This window comes from Kitasatospora sp. NBC_01250, assembly GCF_036226465.1.
Classification (GTDB): domain Bacteria; phylum Actinomycetota; class Actinomycetes; order Streptomycetales; family Streptomycetaceae; genus Kitasatospora.
In genome coordinates this window covers 7,773,989-7,789,133 of sequence record NZ_CP108476.1, presented here as the reverse complement: position 1 = coordinate 7,789,133, position 15,145 = coordinate 7,773,989, and the positions used below count along the sequence as shown (strand labels likewise).

Below are 15,145 nucleotides of genomic sequence, written 5' to 3'. Positions count from 1 at the left end.
GCGTCAGGACGGGGACGAGGCGGTGGCCGCGGCCGAAGCAGCTCGCCGACTCCGCCGTTCGCGCAGGAACAGGCCGCCTGCCACCACGACTTCGCCGACGCTCAGCAGCAGGAACAGCACGCTGTCGGTCAGCCCGGCGGCGCTGTGCGAGCCGTGCGCGGAGAGCCGGGCCAGCACCGTGGCGAACACCCGGACGGCGCTGGGCAGCAGGCCGAACGCCAGGGTGCCCAGGCAGAAGGCGTAACCGGCCACCATCAGCACCGAGTACCAGCGGGCCACCGACCGGTCGCGCGGGTGCCAGACCTCCGGGTCGAAGCGGGCGGGGCGCCCGAGCAGCGCGCACCAGCGGTTGGCGAGCAGCTGCTTGGCGGTCGTCTGCAGGTCGACGCAGCCGAGGACGGTGACCACCAGGTAGTACACGTCGGTCTGCAGGAAGAACCAGCACTGCCAGAGCAGCCGCAGCACCGTCAGGTAGGCCAGGGCGAGCGCGAAGGCGCCCACGAGCGGGAACGAACCGTCGCCGCGCCGGGTCACGGCGGCCAGCAGGGTGAGCCCGGCGAGGACGGCGATGTCGGTGAGGATGCCCGCCAGGATGGGCAGGAAGCGCTTGCGGCGCGGCACCCCCACCAGGCCGTCCAGTGCGGTCAGGAACACGAGGTAGTACAGCCGCCGCCCCACCGAGAGCCGGGAGCGCAGCCCCAGCCTGCGGCCGGCCAGCGCGTGCGCGGCCTCGTGCAGCAGCACCAGCGGCATCTGGCTGAGGTACATCGTCACCATCAGCACCGACATGTAGTGGGTGAAGAAGAGGTGGTGGTAGCTCGGCACGAGTGCGGGCGTGCGCACCATGGCGGCCAGCCAGCCCGCGATCAGGGCCAGGTAGACGACCGCGCCGACCGGGGAGAAGACCGCCCGGCCCAGCCGGCTCCAGCGCACCGGCGCGGGCGGCGGGGCGACGGGCTCGTCCGCCCCGCGCAGGAAGCCCAACTCGCCGAGATCCGCGACGAAGTCCGCGATGTCGACCGACTCCCCGTAGGTCTCCTGGTACCACTGGGCGGCCTGCGAGCAGGTCTGCCCGTCGACCAGCCGGCGCAGCAGCGCGGCGCCGTCGGCCGGCAGCACGACGAACTCCCCCTCGTCCGGCCGCCCGACGGTCACGTCGTCGCCCTCGGGCAGGAAGGTGAGCGGGTGGAAGGCGAGCGGCCGCTCCGGCGCTCCCGGTCCCCGGACCTCGCCGGGGTCCACCGCCGCAGGCCTGTCTGGCATGGCTCCTCCGCGCGGAAGAAGGACAGTGGGCCACCGGCGACGGGTCCGCACAGAGCGCGGACCCGTCGCCGGCACAGATAGCTGACGAACTATCAGGCAGGACAGCCGCAGCCGCCGTACAGCGCGCCAACCGCGCTGGTGAGACGCACGGATCCGGCCTTCCGGATGGCGATCTTCTTCATCTGGTCCACCTCCCTCGACTTGGAATGACCCGGCACTCCTCCCGCGACGCCGCTCGACCACCCGACCGGCAGCGGGAACCGGGGCGAGGCCAATTTCTAGCACCCGATCCAGCCCAATCCGGTGATCCAGAACAGACTGAGAACAGACCGCGAGCAAGCCGAGAACTCCGTTCCGGGCCGGACACCACGATGGCTCCTCGGCCCGAACGGGCCGAGGAGCCATCGGTGTTCACGGAACGGCTCAGCAGTCGCCGGAGAGCCCCCCACCGTGCAGCGCCGTCACGAACGTCCGCCAGGCCGCGGGCCCGAAGACCAACGCGGGCCCCTGTGGATCGACTTGAACCACCATGCCGGCGTCGGATCAACCTTGTTCACAGCCCCCTTGTACTGCCCGATGACGACCGGCCGCGCGGCCCGAACAGGCTTCTTGATCAAGGCTTCACGCTCAGGCCCGCTGCTCGCCCACACGGGCGCCTCCCATTCAGCGAGGGCTCCGGCCCCGCTCCGTCCAGCGCCTCCCCGGCGGAGTCCAGGGACAGGGTCTCAGATCGGCTGAACACACCGGCACTACCCAGGGACCGGTGGGAGGTGCGTGATCGTGCGCGGAGCCTGGGCACGCGCGCGGAAACCGAAGCTGATGAGGGTGACGCTCTCTCCGGCGCTGAGGGACGTCCGGCCGTGCGGCGTGAGCGCGCCATCGAATACGACGCAGTCACCTGCGGCGAGATCGCATTCGAGGTAGCCGTCGGCGTTGATGAAGACGGTGGTGCTGACCCTGGGCGCACCGGTGGGGCGCCCGTGCTTGAGGCACAGGATCAGGTTGGCCTCGCCGAAGCCGAACTCGTCAACGTGGAAGTCGAGAAACTGCCCTTCCTCCAGGTACGCGATGTAGACGGCAGTGTGCGGCTGCTCGACCTCCAGACCGGGGGACCGCGCTACGACAGCGGCGAGATCGACTTGTCCGGCGAAGCGGTTCGCGGCGTTCCCAACGGCCGCGTTCCACTTGCCGTTGTGGAGGTATCCGTCGGCGGCTACGGCCTTCTCGGCCTCCTCCGCCATAGCGGCGATCAGCTCAGCGGGGAACGACTGATCGCGCAGGTGGCGCGGGTGCACGCGCTGGTGTGCGGTGAGCCCGCTCACAGCGTCCCGGAGAGTGGGGAACTCCTTTGCCCACCGGGCCGGTGTCCGGGCCGTGGTGCGCGACTGGAGCCATGAGGTCCACCGACCACTCCACTGGCCCGGTGTCGCACCGTCTCCTGCTGATGCCTTGGCGTTGGCCTGGTCGATCAGCAGCGCGACACGGTCGAGTGCGGCCTTGGTGGAGTCGATCAGCTCTGGCTCACCTTTGGCGAGCCGCAGGCGCAGCGCTTCTTCCAGGTGGGCCCGGGCCGGAGCGAGGTTGCCCTGCTCCGTGAGGTGCTTGCCGAAGTGCTGGAGGGCGAAGTCCACGAGTTCTGGGTGCTGGCCTCGCGCGGTGTCCAGCGCGCGGCGGTAGAGCGCGTCCGCAGCATGAATGTCGCCGGCATACCGGTGTGCATCGCCGAGATTGAGCCCGGTGGCGACGACGGCCCGGGTGTTGCCGATGGCTGCGGCCAGATCGAGCGACTGCCGGAGGAACGTGCGGGCTTCGCCGTGGTTGCCCAGGCTCATCTCGCCGATGCCGATCCACCTGGTCAGGACCCGAGTCCGGGCGAGATCGGCCCCTTCGGGCAAGGCCCGCAGCTCCTCGTGGAGTTGGTCGACCGCGGTGGTCAACTCGTCCCGGTCGGTGGGAACCATCCGCAGGCCGGTGTCTTGTGTGATGAGGTGCTGGAGCACTGGACCCTCCCTCGCTCGGTTCCGCTCGGCTTGGCACTACAGCTGGTCGGTCTGGTGGCGCAAGTCAGCCAGCAGATCCACCCCATGCGGGGAGAATTGCCCACTCAGGAGTTCGAGTTCGCGCATGAGGTAGCGGACAGCCGGCAGCCCCTCGCCGTAGGCGGCCTGAAAGCACTCACGCTCGTTGGCGGTCAGGTCGTCGCGGTCGAGTTCGATCCGGCGAAACCGCAGCAACTGGTTGTACACGCAGGTCGCGTGGAAGGCCCGGTCCACTTCCCAGAACTGGTTGCGCACGACGCCCTGCCCGGCCCGCCACTTGATCTCGATCTTGGGGGACGTCTTGGAGGAGTACCCGTCGGCGAATGTCTGGTGCTGGAGGACGTGGAAGCTGACCGACTGGTGGGTGCCCTCGTGCAGGATGTTCTCCGCCAGGAAGAGGTGGGACGGCTGCTCGCTGACGGTATTCGGCGGGATGTGGTGCCGGGCTTTCTCGGAGAACACGATGACGTAGGGCAGCGCCGGATCGCTGCTGCTGGTCAGCGAGGAGGTGCGGACGTCGGGCTTGAGGCCCACCCACAGCAGCCCACGAACGAACTCGCGCACACGGGCGAATCCCTCGGGGTGGACCAGCGACAGGCGGTCCAGGGCCTGGGTCAGCGCCGCGCGGCGCTCGTCGGTGTGCTGGACGATCTCGTAGTCCGTCAGGTTGATCTCGTCGGCGATCTCGCCGGGAAGCTCGGCGTCGAACCAGTCGAAGTTTGCCCCAGCCACGGTCACGTTGTCACTGCGCAGGGAGCGGGCGTGCTCCGCGTAGCGGGTGCCCGACTTCACCAGGCGCTCCATCAGGGCGAACGGCAGAGCGCTCTCCGCGCCCGCTTCGCGCAGCCGGATCAGGTCCGGGTCCTTCCGGTCGAGGTCGAAGAAGGAGCCGGTGGGGACGCGGGGGGCGATGGCGGTCTTCAATGCGGACTCTCCTTGATTGGGGTGTGTGCGTCGCCACGCGACGGGTCGGCTCGGGTTAACATCCGAGCCGACCCGCCTATGCCGTCAACTAACCGGCATCAGTTCGGAACTGCGGTCAGACTTCGGCATCCGCCGGGGCGAAGTCGCCGTCCGGGACCGAGTGATCCAGGCGACGGGTCAGGGACTCGACGGACGCCGCCGGGGCGAAGTCGCCGTCCGGGACCGAGTGATCCAGGCGGCGCGTCAGGTTGGTGACCTCCTGGTCACCGGGCTTGATGGTGGTGCTCATGTGCCTCTCCAATCGGGGTGACTCTGCTCGCCCAGGTGCGGGTGAGCAGTCTTGCGGGGTGGTGCGGCCCGGCCCGGCGATGACCCTTTCCACCGGACTGGGGGCTCTGCGCCCTCGCACCGGCCGGCCGGTGCGAGGGTTCCGGCCATCGTCGCGGGGAGCCGAGGTGGTACTAAGCTCCCGCTGTCACCGCTGATTCCGTAGTCAGTAAGTTACGACCAGTGAATCCACGGTTCGACGGACTGCCAGTACGAGTTATCCGGACGATCGAGGCCAAGGGGGCCCGGAATGACCGCTCGGACACCGCCGAGGCGTGGTGAAGCACTGACTGGCAGTCATCCCGGGCCCGATCGAGTCCCCGATGGTGTGATCTCCGGGTTTCTGTTCAAGGTCATCCGCGAGCAGATCCCTCGGACTCAGGACGAGTTGGCCGTCGACCTGGGCATTGACAAGAGCACCGTGCAGGGCTGGGAGTCCGGCCGTCGGCCGCTCTCCTCCACCCGGGCGGGCAACCTCGTGGCGCTCCGCAGAAAGCTGATCCTGCTCGGGGCGCCGGTTGGGCTCGTGGACCTGATGAGCATCGCCATGGACGCAGACTTCGTACTCGGCGAGATACTGCGGTCGCGGTCGAACCGACGCGAGACTCTGGAGCATCCACTGGCTGGCTGGGTACTCACCCGCGACACCACGCACATGATCGGTTGGGCCGTCAGCGGGGATCTTCCCGGCGCGGTCGCCGCCGAGTTGAGCGTTCCTGCTGCCCGGCGCGGGCCGGTGTACGCAGCGCCGCTCCTCGGCCAGGAGGAGCGCGGGCGGTTCTTCGACAACCTCCGGCACGCCGCCGAACTGGTAGAGGCCGAGGGCGAGAAGACCGCGTTACTCCGGAGACAGGTCTGGTACCTCTCCTCCTATGACCGGAACCGAGACGTAGTCGAGTGGTTCGGCGGGATGCAGCGCCGAGGCCGGATTCCCTCGGCCGGCTCGGGATGGTCGCCACGGTGGGCCGAGGCACGGTCGGTCGCGGCGGCGCTGGCCCGGCAGGGCGATCCAGAACTGCTGCGTGATTTTATCGCCCGCTCGATCACCGACAACGACGACTTCGAGACCGCGAACCTGAACTACTGGGCACACTGGCTTGGAGTCGACTCGCACCCCAAAGTCAGCGACGACTTCATGGCCGAGCGGGAGCACCCTGCGTGGGACGCCTCCGCGTTGCTGCGGCAGTTCACCATCCGACTGGACCGGGCTGGCGAGTACACCGACCTGTACGTCCATTCGATCTGGGCACTCATGCTCACCCGGCGCAGTCTCGCCGACGCCGACCCGTTCACCGCCCGCGATCTGGCGGCACGGGTGCGCGTGTTGCTCGATGGTGACGGCCTTTCGCAACAGTCCCGCCACGAGCTGGAGTCTTTGCACTACGGTCTGCGAGTGGGGGGTTTCCACGACAACCGATCCAACGGCAAAGGACGGCCATGACGGACGACAGGCAGGCGAAGGGCACTGCGGGTTACCTGTTCGAGGCGGGCATGCTCAAGCGGGCGAAGCGCTCCGGCTGGTGGATCGCTGGAGTCAAGGACCCCGAGACGATCGCCGAGCACTCGTTCCGGACCGGCGTCGTGGGCGCGGTGCTCGCGATGATGGAGGGTGTCGACCCGGCCAAGGTGGCGCTGCTGTGCCTCTTCCACGACACCCAGGAGACGCGGATCAGCGATATCCCGCACATCGGCCGGCGCTACCTTTCTGCTGCCTCCAACGAGCGGGTAACGGCCGACCAGGTGAGCGCCGCTCACCCTGCCGTGACCGCCGGTGTGCAGGCCATCGTGGAGGAGTACGAGAACTCCGAGAGCCCGGAAGTCACGGTCGCCCACGACGCGGACAAGCTGGAGTGTCTGATCCAGGCCGTGGAGTACCGTGAGCAGGGATACCAGAATGTCCAGCCGTGGATCGACAGTAGTTTGGGCAGCCTCAAGACCGAGTCGGCGCGCACCCTCGCCGAGGCCGCGCTGACGATGACATCACTGGAGTGGCAGAAGGTCTACCTCGGTTGACCTCGCAGACACCCGCCTTCGGAACCATCAGCGCCCAGGCGTTGGTGGAGATCGCACCGCTGTACGAGCAGGTATTCGCGGAGCGGCCGTAAATAGAGCGACCCCGCGACGGCTACAAGTCGTTCTGGACCACGGCTTCCGCCTTGCTCACTTGGAAAGGCCCAGCACTCGGCCCGCAAAGGCCGGTCAAGCGGCCGACAGCGGGGACGGGAACCGGGGCGAGACCCAATTTCTAGCAGCCGATCCGGGACTCGATGATTCAGAACAGACCGAGAACAGATCGCGAGCAAGCCGAGAACTCCGTTATGGACGCCAAAAGATGATGGCTCCTCGGCCCGAACGGGCCGAGGAGCCATCGGTGTTCACGGAACGGCTCAGCAGGCGCCCGAGAGCCCCTCGCCGTGCAGCGCCGTCACGAACGTCCGCCAGGCCGCGGGCCCGAAGACCAACGCGGGCCCCTGCGGATCCTTGCTGTCCCGCACAGGCACCGCACCGGGGAGGCCTGCGGCGACCTCGACGCAAGCGGACTGCGCGTTACTGCGGCTGGACTTGAACCACCGTGTCGGCGTCAGATCAATCCTGTCCATAACTCCCTGCCACTTCGGAGATCAGGTGCCGTGACGCCTGCTCATCGAGCGCTGCTGCTCGAATGCTCTTGAAGGCGGCGTCATAGCGTTCGACTTCATGAGGCTTGTCCAAGTACAGGTCACCAGTAAAGCCATCCGCATAGACGGTCGGAGGCTCGGTCTCAGCCCCGTTTCCATCGAGCGGGAAGCGCAGGACTCCGAACGACCCCGACAGCACGCCGAGGTGAAAACCCGCACTGAAGGGGACAACCTTGATCGTCACGTTGGGCAACTCACTGACGATCAGGAGGCGTTCGAGTTGGCCGGACATGACGGACGGACCACCGATCGGGCGCCGCAGTACAGCCTCATTGATCACCGCATCGAAGGTCAGCGGCTCGGTGACCCTGGTGAGCAGCACCTGACGTGCCGTCCGCAAGCGAACGCGCCGCTCCACCTCTTCGTCGTCCTCGTCCGGCTTCCCGGCCCGGATGACGGTCCGCGCGTACTCCTCGGTCTGGAGCAGGCCGGGAACCAACTCGCTTTCGTACCAGTCGATCCGTGACGCAGCCTCCTCCAGTCCGATGAACAGGTCGAACCCCTCGGGGATCACGTCGCCATAGGCGTGCCACCACCCGCGGGCCTTCGTCTCCTTCGCGAGGGCCATCAGAGCCTCGGTCAACTGGCCCGGGGCGCCGTAGACCTTGCACATCGCTTCGACGTCGAGGCTGCGCAGCGAGGTCTGGCCGGTCTCGATCCGCCACATCTTCGCCTCGGACCACTCCAGCCGGCGTGCGGCCGCCCGCACCGTCATCCGCGCCTGGTTGCGGAGGTCGCGCAGATTCCGCCCGAGCTGCCTGCGCGGCACCGTCGAACCGGTGGGGCCGTTGTCCATGACTGTTCCCTTCCCTGTTGCCAGTTGAGGCACTCCTGGCATCCGAAATGAAAGCATTGGTGGACCCGATTCGCAACGAGCGTCATTTGTTCGAATAGGTCAATTCGAAGACCCCGAATGAAGTCTTGCAGATTGCCACCATCGGAGAGCATGCTACTCACAGTGGAGGACATCACGACACAAAGTGATCATGACGGTTCATCACCGGGCATCCCCGTGCTCGCGTCCGACCGTCGTCGGGGCACCCTCCGTTCACCCCTGACCGCACAACAGGCGTACTACACAAGGGGAATCCGCCATGCACGAACCGATCGACCGGGCGCCGCTGCCGATCGCCCGCGACCACCGCTGGCTGCAGAAGAGCCACCACTCCCCGGCCGGCGCCCGCCAGCTGCTCCGCGACTTCCTGTCCCGCGTCGACGGAGGCGAACGGTTCGTCGACAACGGCGAGTTGTTGGTGACCGAACTGGTGACCAATGCCGTGCTCCACGGCACCAGGCCGGGGCAGCGGGTCCACCTCGAACTGGAAGTGGACCCGGACCGCCTGTGGATCGCGGTGGAGGACGCCTCCAGCACGCACCCGGTCCTACAGGAGTCGCCCGACGGCTGCTCGGGCCGCGGACTGCTGCTCGTCGAGACGCTCTCCGAGAAGTGGGGATGGGGACCGCGCGAAGGGGTCGGCAAACGCGTGTGGTGCAGTTGTCCCCCTGACTGCTGATCAAGGTCCGACGCCCGGGAGATCGTGAACTCGATCCTCTATCAGGGCAGGACCGGTTGCCAGTGGGCCCACCTCCCGCACGATCTGCCGCCGTGGAGCGCGACTACTACTTCGCCGCCTGGCGCGACGACGGGACCGATCAGGTCATCCACGAGCTCCTGCGCTGCCAGGTCCGCGAGCCGGCCCGGCGATCAGAGGACCCGGCCCTGGTGGTACTGAACACGCAGAGCGGCCGCGCGGCCTCCGGGGCCCCGCCACCACGACCGGCCGAGATCCGGCGAAACGGGCTCCCGGTCGCAAACGGGCCCCGGCCGTCGACGTGCTGGGCCTGGTCATCGCCGTCATCGTCCTGGCCGCGAACACGCACGACAACGCCGCGGGCATCGCCCTGCTGGACCGAGTCGCCGAACACGCAGGCGGCACCGTCCGAGCCTCACTTTGAAACGGACATCAACGCTCGAACCGCCATCTGACAACTGCGTTGCAGGCATTGACCGTTAACAGTCGGCTGCCCGCGCAGCTTCTGATTCCGGGCGCGAGCGCGAGCACGAGCGCGAGCACGGTCGGCCTGCTGGGCGATGCAGCCGCCCGTCCGCCCGAACCCGGCTCGTCGGCCCGGTCGTCCTCGTGTGGGACGACGTCCGCCTCCACCTGGCCAAGCCACTGCGGGAGTTCATCGAGGCGAACGCCGACCGGCCGGCCGTGTTCCAGCTGCCCACCTGTGTGCTCCGGACCTGAACCCGCAGGAGGGCATCCGGTCGCCGGTCGCGCATTCAATTTCAGTAGCGCACCCGCGTAGTTCTACCGATGCCGCTGACCGCCCGCCGCGCCACGATCGTGGAGGAGGCCGTGCGCGAGTCCGGACGCGAAACGTCATGACCTGACCGGACATGACGTGACGTTCGATGATCGGCCGCCAGGAAGCCATCGAGTTCGATACCCACATGCGGTGCCCTACCCTGTGCAGCGCGACGAAATGGAACGCCGGTTCGCCCAGCGTCGCGCCTGCGTGGTCACGAGCCGCCCGCCCATCGCGGGGCACGGCGAAGCCGCAGACCTGACCATCGGCGGAGCGGTACACCCGGCCTCCCCCGACCGGTCGGCACTACTCACCACTGGAGAACGCTCACATGCCCCGCCGTTCCGCCATCGCCACGCTCACGCTCTCCCTCGCCGTCACCGTGACGCTCACCGGCTGCTCGGCCATCGGCGCCGCGACGAAGCCGGGGCCCGCCGCGAGCATCGCAGCCACGGCGGACCTGTTCGCCGCACCGGCCATGGACCAGGCCGTCCAGGCGATAGCCAAAAAGGTGGGCGCATCGCCGATGAAGGTCCTCGAGCTCGACGTGTACTCGGACTACGTGCAGGTCGATGCCGTCGACCCCGCAAAGCCCACCGAGGTCAACAGGTTCACCTACCGCGACGGGCAGGTCCAGGACCCACGGCCCGTCGACATCAGCGACAGCGCCCCCGGCGCCCTCGAGCAGAACATCTTCGACAGCACCTCGATCAAGCCCGAGGTACTCGCCAAGCTGCTCGCCGACTCACCGGCCGCGGCGAACATCGAGGGCGCCAAGGCCTCCAGCGCCGCCGTCAAGCGCATGCTGCCGTTCTCGAGCGACATCCAGATCATCGTCGACGTCCAGGGCACTCGCGCCACCAAGCAGGTCAAGGCGACGGTCGACGGCAAGGTCATCGGGATCGACTGACGTCCCGTCGGATCCTCGACTCCGGTACGGGAAGCGCCCCTCAGTCGTCGGTCACGGCTGGGGGCTGCCCCGCCGGCGCGTTGCAGCGCCAGGTCGGCCTGCAGCTCGCGGCCACCCGGGCCTCCGGCTCCTGACCTCCTGGACGCCTCTCAGGACCGGCCGGTCAGTCCCAGCTCGGCAGCCTGGAGCCAGGCCGCCCCCGCGGAGTGGACATGCAGGTCGACGACGACCTCATCGCCCTCCCAGCGGCCCTCGTCCGAGATCGCAAGGCCGATCAGTGCCAGATCACCGGCCTGGGTACGCAGCGCGTACTGCTCGTGGGTCTCCTCGTCGAAGTCACCGTCCGGATCGTCACGCTCCCAAGCGGCCACCGCGGCCTCGGCCACCGCCCTGGGCAGTCGCACCGTGACACTGCCGACCTGGGCGTCGACGTGCGCGCCGATCGCTGCCAGCAACTTCGACTCTTCCCGATACAGGGCGTACCGCTCTTGATCCACCATAGGGCGAGGCTACTCGGCCTTCTCGACCTGCCCCGACCGGATCAGTCCGGCTCCGGTGACGACGACCACCCTGACGGCCTGCGCTGCAAGGCTCCCGGTCTCAGGGGCGAGGACGCACCGGGCTGCCGACGCGCAGCAGGTTGCCGCTGCGGTCGACGAGGGCGAACTCGCGCATCCGGTAAGCGGTGTCGGTGGGCGGCTCCAGACGGCTCCCGGTGGCCCGGTCGCTGGGCACCCCGATCTCGGCCCAACTGCGGTGGAGCGTATCCGCATCCCTGACCTGCAGGTAGCAACTGCCCGCCGTGGCCAGCGGATCCACCTCGGGGTGGTGCCAGAAGTGCAGCTCCACGGTGCCGCGCACCAGGATCAGGTAGTCGTCCTGCTCGGTTGACACCCCGCGCTGCTCAAAGCCCAGCCGGGCATAGAAGGTGAGCGTCTCGCCCAGGTCGCGGCTGGGCAGGATCGGCACCGCGTACTCGTCCATGCGTCCACCCTAGAGCTTGCCCGTCCTGGGCGGCCAGGTCCGTCGGATCCGCGAAATTGACTTGACCCGGCCGCAGGTCGACGCTGCACTGTGGGCCGGACACCAGCAGCCGTGGTGCCCGAATCCCAGGGGAGGCAGCAGCACCGATGGACATCCGTCCCACGACCGACCAGGACCTCGACGTCTTCGTCAGCACACTCCACACCGCGTTCGGGCTCCACCCGGACACCCCGAACGACGATGGCGGCGGCGTCTGGTGGTCGGCGTTCGAGATGGACCGCGGGCTGCTGGCCCTGACCGCGGACGGGCGGCCCGTCGGGACCGCCGCCGCGTACTCGTTCGAACTCACCCTGCCCGGCGGGACCATCGCCCCGGCCGCCGGAGTCACCGCCGTCGGCGTCCTGCCCTCGCACCGGCGCCGGGGCGTGCTCACCGCGATGATGCGGCACCAGCTCACCGAGCTGCGGGCACGCGGGGAGTTCCTCTCCGTCCTGCTGGCCGCGGAGGCCCCGATCTACGGCAGGTTCGGCTACGGACCGGCGACCTACACGGGACGGCTCACGGTGGCACGCCACCAGGGCGCCCTCGCCCCGCTGCGGGCGCACGGACGGGCAGACGCCCCGGCCACCGACCCGGCCACCGACCCGGCTGCCGGCTCCACCAGCGGCTCGGTCGAGGTGATGCGGCGTACCGAGTGCGGCGCGATCCTCGAAGAGGTCTACGACCGGTACCGCCGCGCCCAGCCCGGCGCCCTGTCCCGGCCGCACCGCTGGTGGACCCGCGGCGCGGGGCAGCCCCCGATCGCTCCGGCGCCGCGCTACGTCGCCGTCCACCGCGACACCGACGGCGTCCCGGACGGGTACGCCAGCTATGTGCTCAGCGAAGGCACTCTGACGGTCGACGAGACCATCGCCGCCGACGACGCCGTCTGCACCGCCCTGATCGAGTTCCTGCTCGGCCACGACCTCGTCACCCAGGTCGCGTTCAAGCACTTCCCGCCCGGGCACCCGCTGCGCTGGCAGCTGGCGGACTTCCGTGCCGCCCAGGTGAGCAACGACTCCGACTGGCTCTGGGTACGGCTCCTGGACATACCGCAGGCGTTGACCGCACGCGGCTGGTTCACGGACGGCGAGCTCGTCCTCGACGTCGACGACCCGTTCCTCGGCGAGCACCACCGCTACCTGCTGACCGTCCGGGACGGCAAGGCCGACTGCGTCCCCACGGATCGGGACCCCGACCTCTCCCTGAACGTGAACGACCTCGGCTCGATCTACCTCGGCGGCACCGCGCCCAGCACACTCGTCCGCGCCGGACACATCCGCGCCCACCGCCCGGACGCGGCCACCCGCGCCGACATCCTCTTCCACGCCGAGCGGCACCCGCACTGCCTGCACTGGTTCTGACCCCACGCCATGGGAGCGTGGCGGTACTGGCACGCCAACGGCCGGCTCTCGGAGCTGGTCGTCCTGGACGAGGAAGGCCGGGAGACGACCCGAAAAGGGCTGGAACCCCGCCGGCGACCTGACCTTGGACGTCAAGACCCGCTGAACGGCGACGGGGGTCGACCGTGGTCCACCACTTACCCGGCCCCTCGCGCGGCCGTCGCGGCGAGCACGGACTCGGCCACCGCGGTGCGGGCGTAGAGCACCGAGCGGCCCGCGCGGTGGGCGCTGGTCAGGCCCGCGTCGCGCAGGGCGGTGAGGTGTTGGGAGACGGCCGGGGCGGAGAGGCCGGTACGGCGGGCCAGTTCGGTGGTGGAGGCCGGCGTGTCGAGTTCGGTGAGCAGCAGGGCCTTGGAGCGGCCGAGCACGGCGGCGATCGCGGCGCTGCCGGTGACCGGCCGCGCCTCCCAGAGAGAGCCCACACCCCTTGCGGGGTAGGCGAGTTGGGGTGGCTCCGGCGGCGTGACCCGGGTGAGCGGGACCGATCCGGTGAAGGCCGAGGGGATCAGCAGCAGCCCGGCACCGGCCGTCGTCCGTGAGATCGGGTTGCTGCGACGACTCAGGCGCAGCACGTTGTCGTCCCAACCCACCGAGGTGTGCAGGTCGTTGAGGAGATGGACCGCACCGTGCTCGGCGACCTGCCGGGCCCGTTGGAAGACCTCCGCATCCAGCACGGCCCGGATCCGCGCCCAGTAGGGCGCCAGCGCGAGCTCCCAGTAGGTCTCGATCTCCTCGGCGAGCCTGCGGAGGTGGGCGGACGGCTCGGCGCGCAGGGAGCGCAGGCGCGGGCCGAGCGGGCCCTGCTCCTGCCGCAGGCGGTCGAGGTCCTGGCGGACCCGCTCGGCGGGGGCGGCAAGGATCGCGGTGAGCTCGGCGGCCAGGGTCGGCGCCGGTCCCGCCGGTGCCGGGTTGAGGAAGTCGGGGACGTACGCGTCGGGCCGGATCAGTTCGGCGAGCCACCCCCGGTCCAGCCCGGCGGCCACCGCCCGGGGCCGCACCTGGTCGATCCAGCGTTGGTGCACGGGGTGCGCGGCCCCCGAGTTCAGCAGCTTGAAGCTGGTCCCGAGCTCCCACATGGGCGAGACGGCGAAGCGCATCTGCGCCAGGTCGTTCGCCGAGAACGTCAGCTCCGCGGGCACGACGATCACTCCTCAGGAGACGTGAGAGCAGCGGGCAGCGGACAGGGACCGGCGATCGAGAAACAGCGATCAGCCATCAGGGAACAGGGAACAGGGAACAGGGAACAGGGAACAGCTGACAGATTCTGGATTCTGTCATTGCTTAATCAATAGCTGTCCACCCTACCCCCCGCACATCATCCGATCATGACCCCACAGACCACCACCACCATCACCATCACCGCAGCATCGGCAGGCACGTGGCAGCTCGGCGACCGCTCCGTCAACCGGATCGGCTTCGGCGCCATGCGCCTGACGCAGTACGGCGAGGCCCTCGCCGAGGATGCCGTGCCGAGCGATCGCGGCCGAGCGATCCGGGTGCTGCGCCGCGCGGTCGAGCTCGGCGTGAACCACATCGACACGGCGTCCTTCTACTTCTCGCCGCTGCGCTCCGCCAACGAGTTGATCAACCGGGCGCTGGCGCCCTACCCCGATGACCTCGTCATCGCCACGAAGGTCGGGCCGAGCCGGAGCCCTTCGGGCGAGTTCCTCCCGCACGCGACCCCCGACCGGTTGCGCGGCCAGGTGGAGGAGAACCTGCGCCAACTCGGCCGCGACCACCTCGATCTGGTGAACCTGCGGATCGTCGGCACCGACTCGGTCGCCGAGCGCTTCGGGGCACTGGCCGAGCTGCGCACGGCCGGGCTGATCCGCCATCTCGGGCTCTCCAACATCCACCCGCACCAGCTCGCCGAGGCCCGGGCCATCGCGCCCGTGGTCTGCGTACAGAACCGGTACGGACTGGGCATCCGGCCCGACCACGACGCGTTCCTGCGCGACTGCGGCCGACAGGGCATCGCCTTCGTGCCGTTCTACTCGATCGCCGGCACCGGCGGCCAGGCGGGCGCGCGGGGCGAAGCCGACGAGGAGGTGCTGGCCATCGCCCGGGAGCGCGGGGTCAGTGCGGCGCAGCTCCGGCTCGCGTGGACGCTGCACCGCGGCCCGCACGTGCTGGCCATCCCCGGCACCGGCGACCCGGACCACCTGGCCGCCAACGTGGCCACCGGGGCGCTGCGCCTCGACGGAGCGGAACTGGCCGCCCTGGAGACTGTGCACCAGGGCGGCGCGTGACCGCCCGGCGGGCCGG

At 69.2% G+C, this 15,145-nt stretch carries 16 protein-coding genes and 2 pseudogenes; 8 read left to right on the top strand and 10 right to left on the bottom strand.

Features of this window, described 5'->3' with window-relative positions; genetic code table 11:
* Window positions 1–3 precede the first annotated feature (3 nt).
* The 5 genes from OG500_RS32935 to OG500_RS32915 form a co-directional block, all read right to left on the bottom strand.
* Window positions 4–1,263 (bottom strand): hypothetical protein, encoded by a 1,260-nt coding sequence (locus tag OG500_RS32935; RefSeq protein WP_327070489.1) that lies wholly within the window; start codon window positions 1,261–1,263, stop codon window positions 4–6.
* Window positions 1,264–1,686: 423 nt separating this feature from the next.
* Complete coding sequence (locus OG500_RS32930; RefSeq protein WP_329585504.1) at window positions 1,687–1,794, bottom strand: DUF397 domain-containing protein; 108 nt, start codon at window positions 1,792–1,794, stop codon at window positions 1,687–1,689.
* A gap of 218 nt (window positions 1,795–2,012) precedes the next feature.
* Complete coding sequence (locus tag OG500_RS32925) at window positions 2,013–3,263, bottom strand: tetratricopeptide repeat protein (protein ID WP_329585502.1); 1,251 nt, start codon at window positions 3,261–3,263, stop codon at window positions 2,013–2,015.
* 36 nt (window positions 3,264–3,299) lie between these two features.
* Window positions 3,300–4,226: a hypothetical protein gene (locus OG500_RS32920; protein ID WP_329585498.1), complete on the bottom strand. Its 927-nt coding sequence runs from the start codon at window positions 4,224–4,226 to the stop codon at window positions 3,300–3,302.
* Window positions 4,227–4,341: 115 nt separating this feature from the next.
* A complete protein-coding gene (locus tag OG500_RS32915) occupies window positions 4,342–4,515 on the bottom strand; it encodes a hypothetical protein (protein WP_329585495.1) in 174 nt (57 codons plus the stop codon).
* 366 nt (window positions 4,516–4,881) lie between these two features.
* Here OG500_RS32915 and OG500_RS32910 point away from each other — a divergent pair, with 366 nt between their 5' ends.
* On the top strand, window positions 4,882–5,994 hold the full coding sequence (locus tag OG500_RS32910; RefSeq protein WP_329585492.1) for a helix-turn-helix domain-containing protein: 1,113 nt from the start codon (window positions 4,882–4,884) through the stop codon (window positions 5,992–5,994).
* On the top strand, window positions 5,991–6,566 hold the full coding sequence (locus OG500_RS32905; protein ID WP_329585490.1) for an HD domain-containing protein: 576 nt from the start codon (window positions 5,991–5,993) through the stop codon (window positions 6,564–6,566). The genes OG500_RS32910 and OG500_RS32905 overlap by 4 nt, the downstream gene beginning before the upstream one ends.
* A gap of 374 nt (window positions 6,567–6,940) precedes the next feature.
* On the opposite strand, the gene OG500_RS32900 is transcribed toward OG500_RS32905, so the two are convergent.
* Window positions 6,941–7,153, bottom strand: a complete 213-nt coding sequence (locus OG500_RS32900) for a DUF397 domain-containing protein (protein WP_329585487.1) — start codon at window positions 7,151–7,153, stop codon at window positions 6,941–6,943.
* Window positions 7,140–8,027 carry a helix-turn-helix domain-containing protein gene (locus OG500_RS32895; RefSeq protein WP_327070486.1) on the bottom strand — a complete coding sequence of 296 codons (888 nt, stop codon included), beginning with the start codon at window positions 8,025–8,027 and terminating at the stop codon, window positions 7,140–7,142. The genes OG500_RS32900 and OG500_RS32895 overlap by 14 nt, the downstream gene beginning before the upstream one ends.
* Before the next feature lie 298 nt (window positions 8,028–8,325).
* On the opposite strand from OG500_RS32895, the gene OG500_RS32890 reads away from it, so the two are divergent.
* From OG500_RS32890 to OG500_RS32880, 4 genes and pseudogenes are all read left to right on the top strand, one after another.
* Window positions 8,326–8,745, top strand: coding sequence for an ATP-binding protein (locus OG500_RS32890; protein WP_329585484.1), 420 nt, complete (start codon window positions 8,326–8,328; stop codon window positions 8,743–8,745).
* Window positions 8,746–8,754: 9 nt separating this feature from the next.
* Window positions 8,755–9,184: pseudogene (locus OG500_RS38285) on the top strand (transposase); the annotation flags it as partial.
* 155 nt (window positions 9,185–9,339) lie between these two features.
* Window positions 9,340–9,524: pseudogene (locus OG500_RS38280) on the top strand (transposase); the annotation flags it as partial.
* A gap of 351 nt (window positions 9,525–9,875) precedes the next feature.
* A complete protein-coding gene (locus OG500_RS32880; protein ID WP_329585481.1) occupies window positions 9,876–10,454 on the top strand; it encodes a hypothetical protein in 579 nt (192 codons plus the stop codon).
* A gap of 149 nt (window positions 10,455–10,603) precedes the next feature.
* Here the strand turns inward: OG500_RS32880 and OG500_RS32875 are convergent, their stop codons facing one another.
* Both OG500_RS32875 and OG500_RS32870 read right to left on the bottom strand, forming a co-directional pair.
* Window positions 10,604–10,954, bottom strand: a complete 351-nt coding sequence (locus tag OG500_RS32875) for a hypothetical protein (RefSeq protein WP_329585478.1) — start codon at window positions 10,952–10,954, stop codon at window positions 10,604–10,606.
* A 100-nt stretch (window positions 10,955–11,054) separates the two neighbouring features.
* Complete coding sequence (locus tag OG500_RS32870; RefSeq protein ID WP_327070481.1) at window positions 11,055–11,438, bottom strand: bleomycin resistance protein; 384 nt, start codon at window positions 11,436–11,438, stop codon at window positions 11,055–11,057.
* 146 nt (window positions 11,439–11,584) lie between these two features.
* Between OG500_RS32870 and OG500_RS32865 the strand changes: the two genes are divergently transcribed.
* Window positions 11,585–12,841 carry a GNAT family N-acetyltransferase gene (locus OG500_RS32865; RefSeq protein WP_329585475.1) on the top strand — a complete coding sequence of 419 codons (1,257 nt, stop codon included), beginning with the start codon at window positions 11,585–11,587 and terminating at the stop codon, window positions 12,839–12,841.
* Window positions 12,842–13,017: 176 nt separating this feature from the next.
* Here OG500_RS32865 and OG500_RS32860 read toward each other — a convergent pair whose 3' ends face one another.
* Window positions 13,018–14,019 carry an ArsR/SmtB family transcription factor gene (locus OG500_RS32860; RefSeq protein ID WP_329585472.1) on the bottom strand — a complete coding sequence of 334 codons (1,002 nt, stop codon included), beginning with the start codon at window positions 14,017–14,019 and terminating at the stop codon, window positions 13,018–13,020.
* A 186-nt stretch (window positions 14,020–14,205) separates the two neighbouring features.
* On the opposite strand from OG500_RS32860, the gene OG500_RS32855 reads away from it, so the two are divergent.
* The gene (locus OG500_RS32855; RefSeq protein WP_329585469.1) at window positions 14,206–15,129 is read left to right on the top strand and encodes an aldo/keto reductase; all 924 of its coding nucleotides are present in this window, start codon (window positions 14,206–14,208) and stop codon (window positions 15,127–15,129) included.
* Window positions 15,130–15,145 lie beyond the last annotated feature (16 nt).

Bases quoted from the DNA above. Each gene is read 5' to 3' on its own strand.
- OG500_RS32875 (WP_329585478.1), bottom strand. From the start codon at position 10,954: ATGGTGGATCAAGAGCGGTACGCCCTGTATCGGGAAGAGTCGAAGTTG.
- OG500_RS32935 (WP_327070489.1), bottom strand. From the start codon at position 1,263: ATGCCAGACAGGCCTGCGGCGGTGGACCCCGGCGAGGTCCGGGGACCG.
- OG500_RS32855 (WP_329585469.1), top strand. From the start codon at position 14,206: ATGACCCCACAGACCACCACCACCATCACCATCACCGCAGCATCGGCA.
- OG500_RS32880 (WP_329585481.1), top strand. From the start codon at position 9,876: ATGCCCCGCCGTTCCGCCATCGCCACGCTCACGCTCTCCCTCGCCGTC.
- OG500_RS32895 (WP_327070486.1), bottom strand. From the start codon at position 8,027: ATGGACAACGGCCCCACCGGTTCGACGGTGCCGCGCAGGCAGCTCGGG.
- OG500_RS32930 (WP_329585504.1), bottom strand. From the start codon at position 1,794: ATGGTGGTTCAAGTCGATCCACAGGGGCCCGCGTTGGTCTTCGGGCCC.
- OG500_RS32915 (WP_329585495.1), bottom strand. From the start codon at position 4,515: ATGAGCACCACCATCAAGCCCGGTGACCAGGAGGTCACCAACCTGACG.
- OG500_RS32905 (WP_329585490.1), top strand. From the start codon at position 5,991: ATGACGGACGACAGGCAGGCGAAGGGCACTGCGGGTTACCTGTTCGAG.
- OG500_RS32870 (WP_327070481.1), bottom strand. From the start codon at position 11,438: ATGGACGAGTACGCGGTGCCGATCCTGCCCAGCCGCGACCTGGGCGAG.
- OG500_RS32865 (WP_329585475.1), top strand. From the start codon at position 11,585: ATGGACATCCGTCCCACGACCGACCAGGACCTCGACGTCTTCGTCAGC.
- OG500_RS32900 (WP_329585487.1), bottom strand. From the start codon at position 7,153: ATGGACAGGATTGATCTGACGCCGACACGGTGGTTCAAGTCCAGCCGC.
- OG500_RS32890 (WP_329585484.1), top strand. From the start codon at position 8,326: ATGCACGAACCGATCGACCGGGCGCCGCTGCCGATCGCCCGCGACCAC.